The organism is Agrobacterium sp. 22-210-1, from assembly GCF_053522525.1.
In genome coordinates, this window is sequence record NZ_JBNWCI010000004.1 from 290,183 (window position 1) to 305,787 (window position 15,605).

General features: G+C 58.7%; 10 protein-coding genes. 4 read left to right on the forward strand and 6 right to left on the reverse strand.

The window, feature by feature from the left end; all coding sequences use genetic code 11:
- Nucleotides 1–5: 5 nt before the first annotated feature.
- The 3 genes from atpD to fdhD all read left to right on the forward strand — a co-directional run bounded on the left by atpD (nt 6) and on the right by fdhD (nt 3,176).
- A complete protein-coding gene (gene atpD, locus ACQZ5F_RS23545; RefSeq protein WP_046799526.1) occupies nt 6–1,460 on the forward strand; it encodes a F0F1 ATP synthase subunit beta in 1,455 nt (484 codons plus the stop codon).
- A gap of 129 nt (nt 1,461–1,589) precedes the next feature.
- Nucleotides 1,590–2,000: a F0F1 ATP synthase subunit epsilon gene (locus tag ACQZ5F_RS23550; RefSeq protein WP_006310765.1), complete on the forward strand. Its 411-nt coding sequence runs from the start codon at nt 1,590–1,592 to the stop codon at nt 1,998–2,000.
- A gap of 360 nt (nt 2,001–2,360) precedes the next feature.
- Entirely contained in the window at nt 2,361–3,176 is an 816-nt protein-coding gene (gene fdhD, locus ACQZ5F_RS23555) for a formate dehydrogenase accessory sulfurtransferase FdhD (protein WP_225338308.1), read from the forward strand.
- Nucleotides 3,177–3,221: 45 nt separating this feature from the next.
- Here fdhD and ACQZ5F_RS23560 read toward each other — a convergent pair whose 3' ends face one another.
- From ACQZ5F_RS23560 to ACQZ5F_RS23580, 5 genes are all read right to left on the reverse strand, one after another.
- Complete coding sequence (locus tag ACQZ5F_RS23560; RefSeq protein WP_432704561.1) at nt 3,222–4,997, reverse strand: methyl-accepting chemotaxis protein; 1,776 nt, start codon at nt 4,995–4,997, stop codon at nt 3,222–3,224.
- Between the two features lie 374 nt (nt 4,998–5,371).
- Nucleotides 5,372–5,848, reverse strand: coding sequence for a chemotaxis protein CheW (locus ACQZ5F_RS23565; protein WP_003504949.1), 477 nt, complete (start codon nt 5,846–5,848; stop codon nt 5,372–5,374).
- Between the two features lie 264 nt (nt 5,849–6,112).
- A complete protein-coding gene (locus tag ACQZ5F_RS23570; protein WP_448731103.1) occupies nt 6,113–10,273 on the reverse strand; it encodes a translocation/assembly module TamB domain-containing protein in 4,161 nt (1,386 codons plus the stop codon).
- A 45-nt stretch (nt 10,274–10,318) separates the two neighbouring features.
- A complete protein-coding gene (locus ACQZ5F_RS23575; RefSeq protein ID WP_225338271.1) occupies nt 10,319–12,244 on the reverse strand; it encodes an autotransporter assembly complex protein TamA in 1,926 nt (641 codons plus the stop codon).
- A gap of 175 nt (nt 12,245–12,419) precedes the next feature.
- On the reverse strand, nt 12,420–12,671 hold the full coding sequence (locus tag ACQZ5F_RS23580) for a YMGG-like glycine zipper-containing protein (RefSeq protein ID WP_003492347.1): 252 nt from the start codon (nt 12,669–12,671) through the stop codon (nt 12,420–12,422).
- Between the two features lie 371 nt (nt 12,672–13,042).
- Here ACQZ5F_RS23580 and hemA point away from each other — a divergent pair, with 371 nt between their 5' ends.
- Nucleotides 13,043–14,260 carry a 5-aminolevulinate synthase gene (gene hemA / locus ACQZ5F_RS23585; protein WP_052818764.1) on the forward strand — a complete coding sequence of 406 codons (1,218 nt, stop codon included), beginning with the start codon at nt 13,043–13,045 and terminating at the stop codon, nt 14,258–14,260.
- A 35-nt stretch (nt 14,261–14,295) separates the two neighbouring features.
- Here hemA and ACQZ5F_RS23590 read toward each other — a convergent pair whose 3' ends face one another.
- Nucleotides 14,296–15,489, reverse strand: coding sequence for a 1-deoxy-D-xylulose-5-phosphate reductoisomerase (locus ACQZ5F_RS23590; RefSeq protein WP_225244948.1), 1,194 nt, complete (start codon nt 15,487–15,489; stop codon nt 14,296–14,298).
- Nucleotides 15,490–15,605: the final 116 nt, after the last annotated feature.

A 15,605-nucleotide genomic window follows, 5' to 3' on the forward strand; every position in this document is an offset into this window, starting at 1 on the left:
GGATAATGGCTAAGGCAGCTACCCCCAAGAAAACCGCAGCGGTGAACGGCGCGGGCAAGGTTACCCAGGTTATCGGCGCTGTTGTCGACGTGGCGTTCGAAGGCGAACTGCCTCCGATCCTGAACGCGCTCGAAACCGAGAACAACGGCAACCGCCTCGTTCTGGAAGTCGCGCAGCATCTCGGCGAAAACGTCGTCCGCACGATCGCCATGGACTCGACCGAAGGTCTGGTTCGTGGTCAGGCCGTCGCCAACACCGGCGCGCCGATCGAAGTTCCGGTTGGTCCCGAAACGCTCGGCCGCATCATGAACGTCATCGGCGAGCCGGTTGACGAAGCAGGCCCGATCGTTACGGCCAAGAAGCGCGCCATCCACCAGGATGCACCGTCTTACGTCGAGCAGTCGACCGAAGCGCAGATCCTCGTCACCGGCATCAAGGTCGTCGACCTTCTGGCTCCTTACGCCAAGGGCGGCAAGATCGGCCTGTTCGGCGGCGCCGGCGTTGGCAAGACGGTTCTCATCATGGAACTGATCAACAACGTCGCCAAGGCGCATGGTGGTTACTCGGTATTCGCCGGTGTGGGTGAACGTACCCGCGAAGGCAACGACCTTTACCACGAAATGATCGAATCCAACGTCAACAAGCTCGGCGGCGGCGAAGGATCCAAGGCTGCGCTCGTCTATGGCCAGATGAACGAACCGCCGGGTGCGCGCGCCCGCGTCGCTCTGACCGGTCTGACGATCGCTGAAAACTTCCGTGATGAAGGCCAGGACGTTCTGTTCTTCGTGGACAACATCTTCCGCTTCACGCAGGCTGGTTCGGAAGTGTCGGCTCTGCTCGGCCGTATTCCTTCGGCCGTGGGCTACCAGCCGACGCTGGCAACCGACATGGGCCAGATGCAGGAACGCATCACCACCACGACCAAGGGTTCCATCACCTCGGTTCAGGCAATTTACGTTCCCGCCGACGACTTGACCGACCCGGCGCCGGCCACCTCGTTCGCGCATCTTGACGCAACGACGGTTCTGTCGCGTTCGATCGCCGAAAAGGGTATTTACCCGGCTGTTGACCCGCTCGACTCCACCTCGCGCATGCTCGACCCGATGATCGTTGGCGAAGAGCATTACGAAGTTGCCCGTAAGGTTCAGTCGACTCTGCAGCGCTACAAGTCTCTCCAGGACATCATCGCCATTCTCGGCATGGACGAACTGTCGGAAGAAGACAAGCTGACGGTTGCTCGCGCCCGCAAGATCGAGCGCTTCCTGTCGCAGCCGTTCTTCGTTGCTGAAGTCTTCACCGGTTCTCCGGGCAAGCTCGTCGCGCTCGAAGACACGATCAAGGGCTTCAAGGGTCTGGTCAATGGCGAATACGACAACCTGCCGGAAGCTGCTTTCTACATGGTCGGTTCGATGGAAGAAGCCATCGAAAAGGCAAAGAAGCTGGCTGGCGAAGCTGCCTGATTATGAATTGGCGGGCGCGTGGTTCAACCGCGCGCCTTGCCGGCAATGACGGCGAAACCGAAATGGTGAGGCCGGCGTTGTAAAAGACAAGTCCGTGACGCCCGCGTAATTGAAAAGAAGTGAATAGCCATGGCTGACAGTTTCAAATTCGATCTCGTTTCCCCGGAACGTCTGCTCGTTTCCGAAACGGTTACGGAAGTCGTCATCCCGGCAACGCTGGGTGAGATGACGGTTCTGGCCAATCATGCTCCGACGATGACGACGATCAAGCCGGGTCTGGTGACGGTGAAGTTCGCCTCCGGTGAGACGCATAAATACGTCGTTTTCGGCGGTTTTGCCGATATTCTCCCGACGGGTTGCACGCTTCTGGCAGAATCCGCCGTTTCGGCCGATGATATGTCCCCCGACACGCTGCAGAAGCGTATCGATGCGGCCAAGGCCGAAATCCAGGAGGGTAATCATCACCACGAGCATCTGACCAAGCTTGAAAAGCACCTTTACGAACTGACGAACCTGCATGAGGTTCTCGTCGCTGCTTGAAAGCACCGGGCGGGTTCGAAAGAATGACTGCCCACAAAAAACTAAAACAGAAAGCGGCCGCTTCGGTCGCTTTTTTTGTTTTGGGCTGTTGCCTCCCCATGTCAGGCGAAACATGGCTGCTTTCGCATAGGAGCGGGCCAGTTGGCCTGGTCTAAGCTTCTGACCGGCGTTGGCGGGATTGCATTAGCGATTCACGTGCGGAAAATGGGTCAGGCGAGGAGCGCCTTCAACGGTTCTGTTTCAACGGGTAAACCGGGGAAACCGATTCCGATTTTCAGGACTTTCGGCTAGATGTAATACCGGGAAGAAATGCTGTTTTGGGATCGTGAGCGAGACGAGGCAGATTTTCGTCATGGAGGAGTGATCGGCGTGTCGGCAAAGGCAAGTTACCGAAGGGTCGCAAGAACCGCTTTGCGCGAAGGGGCCATAACCGAGGGTGAGCGGGCGGTGCCCGAGGAGGTGCCGGTTGCCTTTTCTTATGGTGGCAGCACCCATGCCGTGATGATGGCCAGCCCCGCCGATCTCGTCGATTTCGCGGTCGGGTTCAGTCTTACGGAAGGCATCATATCCACAAGGGCGGAAATCCGGTCTATTGAGGTGATCGAGGCCGGGGCGGGCTTCGATGTTCAGTTGGATTTGCTGGATGCCAATGCGGATGCGCTAAGGGCAAGACGGCGGCATATGGCAGGCCCTGTCGGCTGCGGTCTTTGTGGCATCGAGTCCATAGAACAGGCGGTCCGGGTGGTGCCGGAGTTGAGCAGCGTGGAAGTCGCCGTTGAGGGTGATGACATCATCGCCGCGATGAAAGCGCTGAATGAAGCGCAAAGCCTCAATCGCGAAACGCGGGCAGTTCACGGCGCGGGTTTCTACAATCATCAAAAAGGGCTGCTTGCTGTCCGCGAAGATGTCGGCCGCCATAATGCGCTCGATAAGCTCGCAGGTGCGGTTATCAATGCGGACCTATCGCCTGATGCGGGAATTGTGGTGGTCACCAGCCGCCTGTCGGTGGAAATGGTCCAGAAGACGGCCATTCTTGGCAGCCCCATTCTGGCGGCGATCTCCGCGCCCACTGCGCTTGCCATCGAAACAGCCGAGAGTTCGGGTGTCACACTTGTGGCGCTGGTGCGGGGTGAAGATTTTGAAATCTTCACCCGGGCGGATCGTATCATTCTATAACATTGAGTCCGCCGTTTCCCGGCGGCCCTTGGCTTCAGAGGCGGCCTAGAACTCCGCCCATTCGGCTGCTGCGTTTCCGTGAGATCTTGGCGCGGCGGCATATCGCGGTTGCGATGTCGGTAGCCGGGTGACGATGGCTGGCTTTTTGTCGGCCGGGCGGGCAAGTGATGCCGATGCCTCATGCGATATTCTGAATTGCCGCAGCAATTCGTGCAGATTTTCTGCCTCACTGGCGAGGCCGTGGCTGGCGGCGGTGGTTTCCTCCACCATGGCGGCGTTTTTCTGGGTTGCCTGATCCATGACGTTGACGGCCTGATTGATTTCCTTCAGCCCGTTGGCCTGTTCGCGCGATGCCTCGACGATGGCCGAAACATTGACGTCGATTTCGCCCATCTGCAATTGAATATCCTTGAGGGCGCCACCGGTTCTTCCCACCAGATCCACACCATTGGCGACCTGTTCGCGGGAGGTGTTGATGAGGGATTTGATTTCCTTTGCCGCAACGGCGGATCGCTGTGCGAGTTCGCGGACCTCCTGCGCCACGACGGCGAAACCCTTGCCCGCCTCCCCGGCCCGGGCGGCTTCAACGCCCGCATTCAGCGCGAGAAGATTGGTCTGGAAGGCAATATCGTCGATGACACCGATAATGTTGGTGATTTCGCCTGACGAACGCGAAATGGCGTCCATTGCGGAAATCGCCTGCTGAACGATTTCGCCCGAATGTTCGGCATGGTCTTTCGTTCGCAGCACCAGCTTGCCGGCTTCGCCGGCGCGTTGGCTGGCATCGCTTACTGTTGTGGTGATTTCCTCAAGCGCGGCTGCCGTCTCTTCCAGCGAGGCGGCCTGTTGTTCGGTGCGCTGCGAGAGTTGATCGGCAGCAATGCGGATTTCGCCCGAGCCCGATGCGATGGTGGAGGCATTGTGGGCGATCGTCTGCATGGTGACCTGAAGCTTGCCGACAACTTCGTTGAAGTCCTGGCGCAATTTCTCCATGCTGGGCACGAAACTATTGTCCAGGCGCTGCACGAGGTCGCCAGCCGCCAGCGCCCGCAGGGCATCGGCAAGCACGCTGATGGCGCTCATGCGCGGCGTCACGTCGGTGGCGAATTTCACCACTTTCACCACTTTGCCAGCGTCATCCAGCACAGGATTATAGGCGGCCTGGATCCATATTTCCTTGCCGTTCTTGCCATAGCGAACAAATTCATCCGAGATGAATTCTCCCGCTGCAAGGCGCTGCCAGAAACTGGCATAGGCGGGCGAGGCGGCATAGGCCGCATCACAGAAGATGCGATGGTGCCTGCCCTCGATTTCCTTGAGGTCGTAATTTACGGTGGTGCAGAAATTTGGATTGGCGGTGATGATCGTGCCGTCGGGGAAAAACTCGATGGTGGCCTGCGAGCGGGAAAGTGCCTCCAGTTTGCCGGCGTCTTCCGCGGCCTTGATCTTCTTGGCGGTGATATCGGTGGCGATCTTGATCACCTTGTAGGGCTTACCCGAACGAAAAACCGGGTTGTAGGAAGCCTCGATCCAGATAACCGCGCCATCCTTGCGAATACGCCGATATTCCTTGGCCTGAAACTCGCCACGGGCGAGAGATTGCCAGAACTCCTGATAGGCACGCGATGCGGCGAAATCGCCGTCGCAGAAGATTCGGTGGTGCTTGCCGGTGATTTCGGCGAGATCGTAACCCAGCGCGGCACAGAAATTGCGGTTTGCCGTGAGAATATTACCTTTAAGATCGAATTCTATGACCGCTTGCGATCTGGAGATCGCATCGAGCATGTTTCGGTTATCTGCGCTTTTCCCTAACCCCAGCATTGGACGTCCCCCGAATATCGGCCACAGCGCGGCCAGCCGCATAAGAGGATGCGGTTCGCGCCGTATCATGTTGAACAACGAACAGGTTTGCCGCCGAAAGCGGCAATGCAGGCACTTGCGTCTTTTCGGCCTAGGTCAGGTATCGGACCCGCGAGATGGCGTGTCGGTGCGGTACTGATTTTCAGCTTTTAATATTAGATATCTATAATATTAAAATGTTCTTATTTACAAAATGCAGGAATAGAAAAAACAAAACCGCCGGGCGATGCTCCGGCGGTCTGGCCTGATTGTCGATATTGGGAGCGAAACGGGCTCGTCTCTTTTGTCTGCGTCAGAATGCAAACCGCTGAGGGAAAGCCCGCCAATAGGCGGGCTTAAGCCGCGAGATCTTCCGCTTCAGTGCCCTTGAACATCTTTGCGAGGTTCAGGAAGCAGATCATGCCATGTTCGTTGGCGATGATGCCTTCGGAATAGGACTTGTCAAAAGAGGCCGAGATTTCCGGAACCGGCTGAACCTGGTTTGCCGGGATCGTCAGAATGTCGGACACGCGGTCAACCAGCATGCCGATGACCATGTTGTGTACTTCGGCCACCACGATGGCGCTTCTCTCATTGGCGACGGTGCTCTTCATGCCGAGCTTGTGGGCCAGATCGATGATCGGAATGACCGAGCCGCGCAGGTTCATGACGCCGATAACGTCTTTCGGTGCGTGGGGAATAGGCGTGGAAGGCGCCCAGCCGCGAATTTCGCGGATAGTCGTCGTCTTCACGCAGAATTCCTGATCGTGCAGGCGGAACGCGATGATTTCCAGCGTCTCACCGCCAAAATTGGTAGAGTTTATCATTGCCATCAGAATTCTTCCCAATGCTCGCTGTGGAGGCCGGCGCAAGTGCACCGACACTTGCATATGCGGATTTGGCGTTCTGCCTGGTGCCTGAACAGCCGGAAATACAATTTCCGTCTTCAATGGAAGATTCGTAACATGAGATGGTTTCGCAAACCTAAATGCGAACGGCTCTGGAGTGTTTTCGTTTTCTTCGAATCGCGAAAACACTCTCTTTTTGTTTTACGCATTGTCCGGACGTAAAACCGCTACGCATTTTTACTGGAGTGCTTAGTATTCTTTCTCGTAAAATATACCGGCTGCGCCTTCGCCATCGCCGCCCGCCTCACCGCGCAGTTTCACACCGCGCCCGACATCGAGGTTGATGATGGCTTTGGCACCGGATTCACCGCTCTGCTGCAACTCGAGATAGGTTCTCTCATTGAGATATTTGCCGGCGGAAACGCGGGCCTGGCCCTCTGAATCGGTGGAAATATCCAGATCATCGACGCCGAGATTGCTTCTGAGCTTGTCGAACAGCGAGGTTGAGCGACCGCCGGCCAGTTGGGCGGCGGCATCTGCCAGCCGGGCGATCTGCAGAGCGGAGAGTTTCGACATGGACTGGCCAAAGATCAGCTGTGCCATGACCTCATCCTGTGGCAGGGCAGGGGCCGAGGAGAAGGCGAATGTCGGGTCGTTGGCATTGCCGGAAACCGCAACCGTGACGGTGGTTGAACCGACCGTCGAATCCGCCTTCATATCGAGAACCGGGATAAGGCCGCCACCGAAGCTGATGTTGCCGGTGGTGAAATCAAGACGACGGGTGAGGATTTCCAGCCGGCCGCGACGCATTTCAAAACCGCCGGAAATGACCGGAACCGCCGCTGTGCCGCGGATCGTCAGATTGCCGGTCAGTTCTGCGTCGATGCCGCGTCCACGCACGAAGATGCCACTCGGTGCATTCACCTGCAGATCGAGATTGATGGTGGAAGAGCTGCCGCTGCCGCCCTGATCGCCACCGAGCGCTTTTGCCTGCGCACGTACCTTTGGCGGGGCGTTCTTGTGCTTGACGTCGATTTCCGTCAGCGAGGCCGGGAGTTTCTCCGGAATGGTGATGGCGCTTCTGTCCAGCGTCAGGTTGCCGCCCAGAACTGGCGAGTTCAGCAGCGGACCTTTCAACGTCAACGTGCCGCTCACCACCGTGGTCACCAATGTTCCGTCATTATAGCCGGCGCGATCCAGCGTGATTGAAATATCGGCTGGGAAACCCGATCCGCCGGCAATACCGACGCTGCCTGTTCCTGAGATCGTTCCGCCGCCTGCCAGTTTACCCGTCAATCGGGAAATGACAGCGCGGTCGCGATCGAAGGTGATGGTTGCACCCAGTCCGTTAACGGTCAGGTTCCGTCGTACGTCGGTCAGGCGTGTGCCATCGGTGGTGATGCTGCCGGTAACAACAGGTGCTGTGGCGCTGCCGGAAATTTTCACGTCGATGGCAGCCGTGCCATCCACATCGAGACCCTGGGCGGCAGTCTGCGCCGCAACGGCGGAAAAGGGCAATCTGCCGGTAAAAGCCATCGAGAGCGGGCGATTGCCGGCGATGCCGAGAGACCCGCCGCCAGAGAGCGCCATACCGCCTTGGCCGGTTACATTCGTATCGATCTGCAGTGTGCCGCCGGCAAAACGGCCGTTCGCCTTGATGCCAAGCGCCGCAAGCCCTGCGGCGCGGGTCTGCGAGACCTCGGCATTCGACCAGTTCAGATTATAATCGACCGAGGGATCGGATGCCGCGCCCTTGGCGCTGACGGTGCCGGATATGTTGCCCGCGGCATCCAGCCCGGTAGCGAAGGCGTTGGCGAGACTGGCGGGAAGCGAACGGATATCGGCATTGATGTCGAGCGCCGATCCGGCGGTGCCGTTGACCTCAATGCGGCCATCGCCGGTGATGATGGTCAGATCGGAGATGCGTGCCGTGCCATTCTGGATGGCAATGGTGCTTGGTTTTTCAAGCCGCACGGCTATGCCCTTCGGGGCGGCGGAAAAAGTGTCGAGCCTTACCGTCATCGGTGTTCCGCCGGTATCGGCGCTGCCCTTCACCACCAGCGGTGCATTGTCGTAACGGCCGTTGACGTCGAATTGCGTTGTCGTGCCGGAATGGCCGATTGTGGCATTCAGGCCGGAAATCGACGCGGCGCCGGCGTTGACGCTGTCGGCACTGACCTTGCCGTTAATGGCCAGCGCCTGCAGGTCATCGATGGCGATATCGGCGGCGAGCTTGGAGATTGTCGTCGTGCCCTGACGGATGCTGCCGCCATTCGCCTTTATCGTTGCGGCAATCCGGCCATTGGCGTTGCTCAGGGCGATATCGCCGGCAATATCCCCATCCGCCTGCTGCGCAGCAAGTGCGGCCAGCAGGGCAAGATCGGGAAAATTGAACGAAAGATTACCCGTCGGCAGGAATTGCTGCGAGAATTGCAGCTGCCCGTTCAGCAGGTTGCGGCCCACGGCCACGTGCAGTTCAGGTATCGCCGTGCCGTTTTCCGTTTGCACCACGTTGGCGTTGGCGTCGATTTTCTGCCGGTCGAGGCTGCCGCTGGCGGTGAGTTTCGCCTGCGGTGCCGTGGGATCAGCCTTGCCTGTGGCGTTGATTTTCAGTGCTTCGAGGGTTCGTCCGGCGAGAACCGCGCTTTCAGAACTGAGGGTGACGTTGAAATCCGGTGCGGAAATTGCGCCGCTGGCATCGATTGCAAACTCGGCGACACCCTTTGCCTGCGGTGTCAGCTTTTCGAGAGCTGGGAATTTGCCGGTCAGGCTGGCGTTTAACGCATCGTTTTCCAGGCTGACATTGCCTGCCGCCTCGATCGTTCCGGATTTGACGGTGAGGTTCTCAACGCTGGTGCGCCCGCCAATGGTCAGGTCGATATCGCCCTGCAGGGCGATTGTGGTGTCGAATTTTTCCGCCAGCGCCGGCGGCAGGGTGGCCGGCAGGGCGAAGAGCTGCACGTTGGAGGTCAGGCGATTATTGGCGAGATCGAAACTGCCGTTCAGGGTTCCGCCGACGCTGGCGCTTTCGAGCGTCGCACCGTCAAAGCCGATGGCGGAAGAGGTGAGGCTGAGTGGCGCCTTGATGGTGAGCGGCGCACGCACCAGCCGGTCGATATCAGGGCTGACGAAGGATGATTGCGCAACCGACAGGACGGTGGCGATGGTGCCGCTACGGCTGGCAATGTTGAGATCGGTGCTTTCGGCCGTCAGTTTGACATCGTCAAGCCGGCCCTGGGGCAGGGCAAGGCTGCGCAATGATGCCGTGGTCTTCAAATGTGCGGCATCCGCGTCGCCTTTCAGCGAAAGGTCGAGGCCGTTGATGAGGGCCTGAACTTCGCCATTGTTGAGAGGCCAGCGAAAATCGACGGGACCGGCGGTGCCGATGAGGTTGGCGGCAAGATCGTTTTGGCCGTTCGGATCGATGGTGCCGGAAGCAGTCAGCAACAATGTGCCGGTCTCCAGCGTGCTGCTGCCGATTTCGATGCGGCCCTGCTGTGAGAGCGTGGCGTTTGCATCAAGCTTCGTCTCGCCGGCAAAAAGCTGGCGGAAGGCGGGGGGGAGGAGCAGATCCGGCTGACCGCCGCCCGCGATCTCGACACGGCGCGTGCCGTCATCGCCAAGAATATGGCGGCCGCTAACATTGACGACGGGGTTACCGGCGACATTGCCGCGCAGCGTACCGGTCCAGTTGGAAAGCGGTCCTTCGCCATTCACGTCGATCGCCACGGCGGGCGTACCTGGCAGCGAAAGCAGCGTGGCGAGAAGCCCGCCTTCGGGCTCCTTCATTTCCGCTTTCAGCTTCAGCACATTTTCATTTGGCAAAAAGGCGATGTCGGCATTCACGGCGGCATCCACCGCATTCATCCGATGGGCCGTAAGTGACAGCCTGATATCATCACGGGCGGCCTTGAGATTGCCTTCGGCCGTCAACTCGAAAGGGCTGCCGAGAAGTGATTGCCCAAGGCTGATATCTGGAAAGCTGAAATTATCGATGCCGACTTCAATCGGCAGCGAAGAACTACCGGAGCTTTTGGTGGTCGTCTGCTCGGAGGCTAGCGGTTTACGCTCGACATCGATCGATCCGGCCGAGACCCGGTCGGCATGAAAGGTTCCGGCAAGAAGCGAGAGCGGCGACCAGTCGACGGCGATCTGGTTCACGCGGGCATAGGGTCCCTGCCGGTCCGAAAGGGTGACGTTGTCGAGCCGGAGGCGGCCTGTCAAAAGGCCGCTCGGGGGAGAAATCTCGATCGTCTGATCGGGCGTCGATACAAGTGTTGAAATCTGCTTTGCGGCAATTCTGGCGCCCATCGGCGTAAACCCGACGAACAGAACCGCAAGCAGCACCAGCACCACGCCGCACAAGGCAACGTAGCCCAGCCATTTCAGCAATCGAATCAACGTTTTCATCAAAGGTAATCTACACTCTGTTTTAAGGGTGTTCGATGGCGGCGTTTAAAAAGACTGGCCGATGCCAGCATAAATGCCGAAACTGTTACCACCATCATATTTATCAAGCGGCATGGCGACGTCGAGACGCAGAGGCCCGAAGGGCGTCGCGTAACGCAGGCCGATGCCGGCGCCCGCCCGGATATCGGAAAAATCGGGTGTCACTTCATCCGAAACCACACCCGCATCGATGAAGGGCACGATGCCGATCGTATCCGTGACCTTGATGCGGGCCTCAACGGAGCCGACCACATAGGAGCGGCCGCCCGTCGCGTCGCCGGCGGCATTATAGGGCGATATTTCCTGATAGCTGTAGCCGCGTACCGATCCGCCGCCGCCGGCATAAAAGCGCCTGGTGGTGGGTATGTCCTGCAGATCGCTGCCGCCGACCAGCACACCGCCGGAAAGCTTTCCGGCCATGATCAGCCGGTCCTCGGCACCAAGCCCCTTGTAGCCCGAAATAGAGCCTTCGAAAGAGGAAAAGAAGGTGCCGTTCAGCGCTTCATAGCTCGGCTTGGCGGCCAGCGATGCGCGAAAGCCTTCGGTCGGATTGAGCTTGTCGTCGCGTGTGTCGCGAACGAATTCCAGCGGAATGGAGGTGGTGAGATATTCGTTCTTGCCGAATGCATCTTCCGTATCGGCCCATTGCACCTCAAGGCCGGCTGCGGCTGTATCGGTATCGTTCAGCTCGTAGGCGAAACCGGCCGTGCCCGTCACGGTCTTGGCGTCGTATGTATCGGGATGTTCGGTCTTGGCAATCAGGCTGGTCTTGAACGTGGTGCGCGGATTGAACATGCCGGGCTTGGTGAAGGTGATGCCCGCCGAATAATCCATGCCTTCGACGCTTGATGCCTCGGCGATGCGCGAGACCGAGCCTTCGATACGCAGCGATTCCGCCTGCCCGAACAGGTTTCTGTGGCCCCAATAACCCTGAAGGCCGATGCCTTCCGTGGTGGAATATTGGGCGCCGACACCGAAATAACGGTGCTTGCCTTCAGACACTTCGATGGTGAGCGGAATGGTGCCGTCGCGCGCCAGCGTGCCGGCTTCCTTGATCGTCAGGCTGGAAAAGACGCCCAGCTGGCGCAGCCGGTCCGCGGCCTTGCGCAGCTTTTCCGGCGAATAGGGTTCGCCGCCATTGAGGCGGGAATAACGGCGGATGAAATCGCCATCGACGGTTTTTTCGCCTGTTACGGTAACCGTGCCCAGTGGGGCAACCGGCCCGCCTTCCGCTGCCATGGTAATGTCAACCGTATTTGTCGCGTGGTTTGCCACCGCCTCGCGTTTCGTCAGCTTTGCAAGCGGACGGCCTTCGGCCTTCAGATCGTCGATCAGCTTGTTGCCGGCGCGGATGATTGCCAGAGACCCGGCCTCGCCGCCGGTGGTCAGACCGTATTCCTCAAGGTCGCGGCCCGTCACGTCGCCTTCGAGCCGGACGCTGCCTAGCGTGAATTTCGGACCCGGCGTCACCGTTATGACCACCGGTACGGGCGCGCTGTGATCAAAGACGGGATTGGGCGGCAGGGCATCTACATCCTTGCCGGCGACGGTGACCTTGACGATGCCGCCGTAACGGGCGTTTTCGTAAAGTGCTGCAATCAGTCTGTCCCTGTCGTCTCTTGCCTTTATCAGAAGGCCGAGATCGCCGGAGGCGGGCTTGTCCTTGTCGGCGAGAAGAAGTGAGCTGTTTTCGAGGCTGCCTTTAAGGGACTTATCGGCATCGGGAGCGTCAAGCGTGATGGCGTATTTGACGGGATTGATAACCTCGACCTCAGGTTCTTCCGAACCCCAAAGGCGCATGCCGAACAGTTTGAAGGCAAAGGCGTCACGGGTAAACGCCGGATACAGGGCGAACGTGAAAGCAACCGCAAGTGCGGTGCCAGCTTTCCGATACGCAATACCTGTCTTCGGGTTAGTTCGTGTTCTTCGCATAAGCTGCTTTATGGTTGAGCATTTATTTTGGCTCCAACCCGTTTCCTGTCCGTTAACATTGCAATTTAATCATAAATAAACGGCGTTGAGGACCCTTTGGCTTGCGTTTTGCCCGCCTTAACGCAAAAAGCCCCGGGTGACCGGGGCTTCTGTGCAACGGTATTTCGCGGTGCGATTAACGGCAACGCGCCGTGTAACGCTGACCGTACTGGTCGCGATAATAGCAATAGCCCGGCTCGGAAGCATTGCCGATCAAGGCACCGCCCACGCCGCCGATGGCCGCACCCACTGCCGCGCCACGAACATTGCCCGTGATAGCGCCGCCAAGGACCGCACCGGAAACGGCACCGATCGAAGCACCCTTTTCGGTCTGCGTGCAGCTTGCAAGCGACAGGCCGACCAGCGCAAATATGATTGCCTTTTTCATGAAACTCTCTCCAACGTTACAATGAGCTCTTCGGCTCGGTAGGCGTCCCATATTTATCTGCGGCGACTGCTACCTCCGACCGCCACAGATAACTAACAATTCGATGCCGTTAAGGGAAGCCTCATGTTTCGGGGATTCCTCCGCGCGTAAATCGATTGCGTGCCAGACAACGGAGCTACGCGAAAAAGGTTCCAAAATTCGTGGTTTTTTGATGTGAATCAATTTTGTACTTTTCATTGACGGCTATAAACGGTTTATTGGAATGGTTCAAAACAACGGCGAATTGACGCAGACGCGGTTAAAGTGGCCCGAAAGGGTTGACGGTCCCGGTGTCGGAGCGGAAAACGGTCTGGTCAATTCTGGAGCATGGCATGGACTTCGAGGCATTTTTCACGACGGAACTGCAAAGCCTGCATTCTGAGGGACGTTATCGCGTTTTTGCGGATATCGAACGCCAGCAGGGCAATTTTCCCCGCGCGACACGGTATAACGCCAATGGCGAGCGCAAGGACGTAACGGTCTGGTGCTCCAACGACTATCTCGGCATGGGCCAGAACCCGAAAGTCATCGAAGCCATGAAAGCGGCGATCGATCACTGTGGCGCGGGTGCGGGAGGCACCCGGAATATTTCTGGTACCAACCATTATCATGTGCTTCTTGAACAGGAACTTGCCGATCTGCACGGCAAGGAATCGGCGCTGATCTTCACCTCGGGTTATGTGTCCAACTGGGCCACCCTCGGCACACTCGGCCAGAAGATTCCGGGCCTCATCATTTTCTCCGATGCGCTCAACCATGCATCGATGATCGAAGGTATCCGTTACGGTCGTTGCGAACGGGTGATCTGGAAGCACAACGATCTCGAAGATCTCGAGGCAAAGCTCAAGGCCGCTGATCCAAATGCGCCGAAACTCATCGCCTTTGAATCGGTCTATTCGATGGATGGCGATATCGCGCCTATCAAGGAAATCTGTGATCTGGCCGACCGTTATGGCGCCATGACCTATCTCGACGAGGTTCACGCCGTTGGCATGTATGGCCCGCGCGGTGGCGGCATTGCCGAGCGCGAAGGCCTGATGGATCGCCTGACGATCATCGAAGGAACGCTTGGCAAGGCCTTCGGCGTGATGGGTGGTTATATTACCGGCTCCACTGCGGTCTGCGACTTCATCCGCTCTTTCGCCTCCGGTTTCATCTTCACGACGGCCCTGCCGCCGTCGCTCGCTGCCGGCGCCATTGCCTCGATCCAGCATCTGAAGGCCAGCCCTTTCGAGCGCGCCCGCCATCAGGACCGGGTGCGCAAGCTGCGCGGCCTTCTGGACGCGCGCGGTATTCCGCATATGGACAATCCGAGCCACATCGTACCCGTCATGGTCGGCGATGCCGCCAAGTGCAAGTGGATTTCGGATATCCTGCTCGACAATCACGGCGTCTATGTGCAGCCGATCAATTATCCGACCGTGCCGCGCAAGACCGAGCGCCTGCGCATCACCCCGACACCGCTGCATAGCGATGCCGATATTGAGCAGCTGGTTGGTGCGCTGCATCAGCTCTGGTCGCATTGCGCGTTGGCGCGGGCGGTGGCGTGAGGCCGTAGCTCAAATAAAAGCAGACCGGGCCGCGTTTACGCGGCCTTTTCTTTGGTGGAGATCAACTTGCGGGCGTGGCGGCGGGCTTCTTCGTCCGCCGCAAACACATCTTCAATCGTGGAGGCGGAGCGGCCGTCATGCATGCGGTCCATGACCGTTTCGACGATTTCGGCCATGTCGAGGAAGCCGATGCCGCCCGCGACGAAGGCGTGAAAGGCGGTCTCTTCGGCTGCGTTCAGGGCCGCGCCCTGCAAACCACCACGCTCCAGCGCCATACGGGCGAGCCGCAACGCGGGGAAGCGGGCTTCATCCGGTGCCTCGAAATCGAGCCGCGCCAGTTTTGCGAAATCCAGTCGTTCCACGCTGAGATTACCGCGCTCAGGATAGGTAAGGGCATAGGAGATGGCGGTGCGCATGTCTGGCGAACCGAGCTGGGCGATATAGGAGCCGTCGGTGTAACCGACCATTGAATGTATGATCGACTGCGGGTGGACGATCACCTCCACCTGATCGGGCCGGAGATCGAAGAGATATTTCGCCTCGATCATTTCCAGCCCCTTGTTGAACATCGAGGCGCTGCCGATGGATACCTTCAGCCCCATCGACCAGTTGGGATGGGCGCGGGCAATATCGGCCGTGACATTGGCCATCTCGTCGCGTGACCAGGTGCGGAATGGCCCGCCGGAGGCCGTCAGCACGATACGCTCCACCGCCTGTTTGTGGTCGCCCGTCAGGCACTGGAAGATCGCGCTGTGTTCGCTGTCGACCGGGATCAGCCTGCCGCCGCCCTGTTTGACCGTGCGCAGAAAAACATCACCGGCTGAAACGAGGCATTCCTTGTTGGCAAGGGCGATATCGGCGCCGCGCCGGGCGGCTGTCAGCGTCGGGGCGAGGCCGGGCGTCCCGGCAATCGCCGCCATCACCCAGCCGGCATCCATCGACGCAGCTTCTTCAAGGCCTGATTTGCCAGCGGCAACTTTTATGCCGGTGCCGGCAAGGGCTGATTTCAATGCTTCATATTTGTCATCTTCGGCCGTCACCACCATCTGTGCGCCGAATTGACGCGCCTGCTCTGCCAGAAGTGCGATGTTTCCCGCGCCAGTCAGCGCCATGATCTGGAATTGGTCGCGGCCGCCGAGCTGACGCACGACATCCAGCGTGTTGGTGCCGATCGAACCGGTCGAACCCAATATCGTCAGTTTGCGTGGCATTTCACTGGCATTCGTCATCTTCGGTCCGTTGGTATTGTGCGGTTCGCACCTTTTAGAGCATGCCATTCTTGCGAAACCGCTGCACAGTTTCGGTGACATGCACTAGCCTCTACTCGCGAAAATCAGCCATAACA

Excerpts from the sequence above, each read along its gene's own strand:
- atpD (WP_046799526.1), top strand. The coding sequence starts at position 6 with ATGGCTAAGGCAGCTACCCCCAAGAAAACCGCAGCGGTGAACGGCGCG.
- ACQZ5F_RS23550 (WP_006310765.1), top strand. The coding sequence starts at position 1,590 with ATGGCTGACAGTTTCAAATTCGATCTCGTTTCCCCGGAACGTCTGCTC.
- ACQZ5F_RS23560 (WP_432704561.1), bottom strand. The coding sequence starts at position 4,997 with ATGCTGGGGTTAGGGAAAAGCGCAGATAACCGAAACATGCTCGATGCG.
- ACQZ5F_RS23565 (WP_003504949.1), bottom strand. The coding sequence starts at position 5,848 with ATGGCAATGATAAACTCTACCAATTTTGGCGGTGAGACGCTGGAAATC.
- ACQZ5F_RS23570 (WP_448731103.1), bottom strand. The coding sequence starts at position 10,273 with ATGAAAACGTTGATTCGATTGCTGAAATGGCTGGGCTACGTTGCCTTG.
- ACQZ5F_RS23575 (WP_225338271.1), bottom strand. The coding sequence starts at position 12,244 with ATGCGAAGAACACGAACTAACCCGAAGACAGGTATTGCGTATCGGAAA.
- ACQZ5F_RS23580 (WP_003492347.1), bottom strand. The coding sequence starts at position 12,671 with ATGAAAAAGGCAATCATATTTGCGCTGGTCGGCCTGTCGCTTGCAAGC.
- hemA (WP_052818764.1), top strand. The coding sequence starts at position 13,043 with ATGGACTTCGAGGCATTTTTCACGACGGAACTGCAAAGCCTGCATTCT.
- ACQZ5F_RS23590 (WP_225244948.1), bottom strand. The coding sequence starts at position 15,489 with ATGACGAATGCCAGTGAAATGCCACGCAAACTGACGATATTGGGTTCG.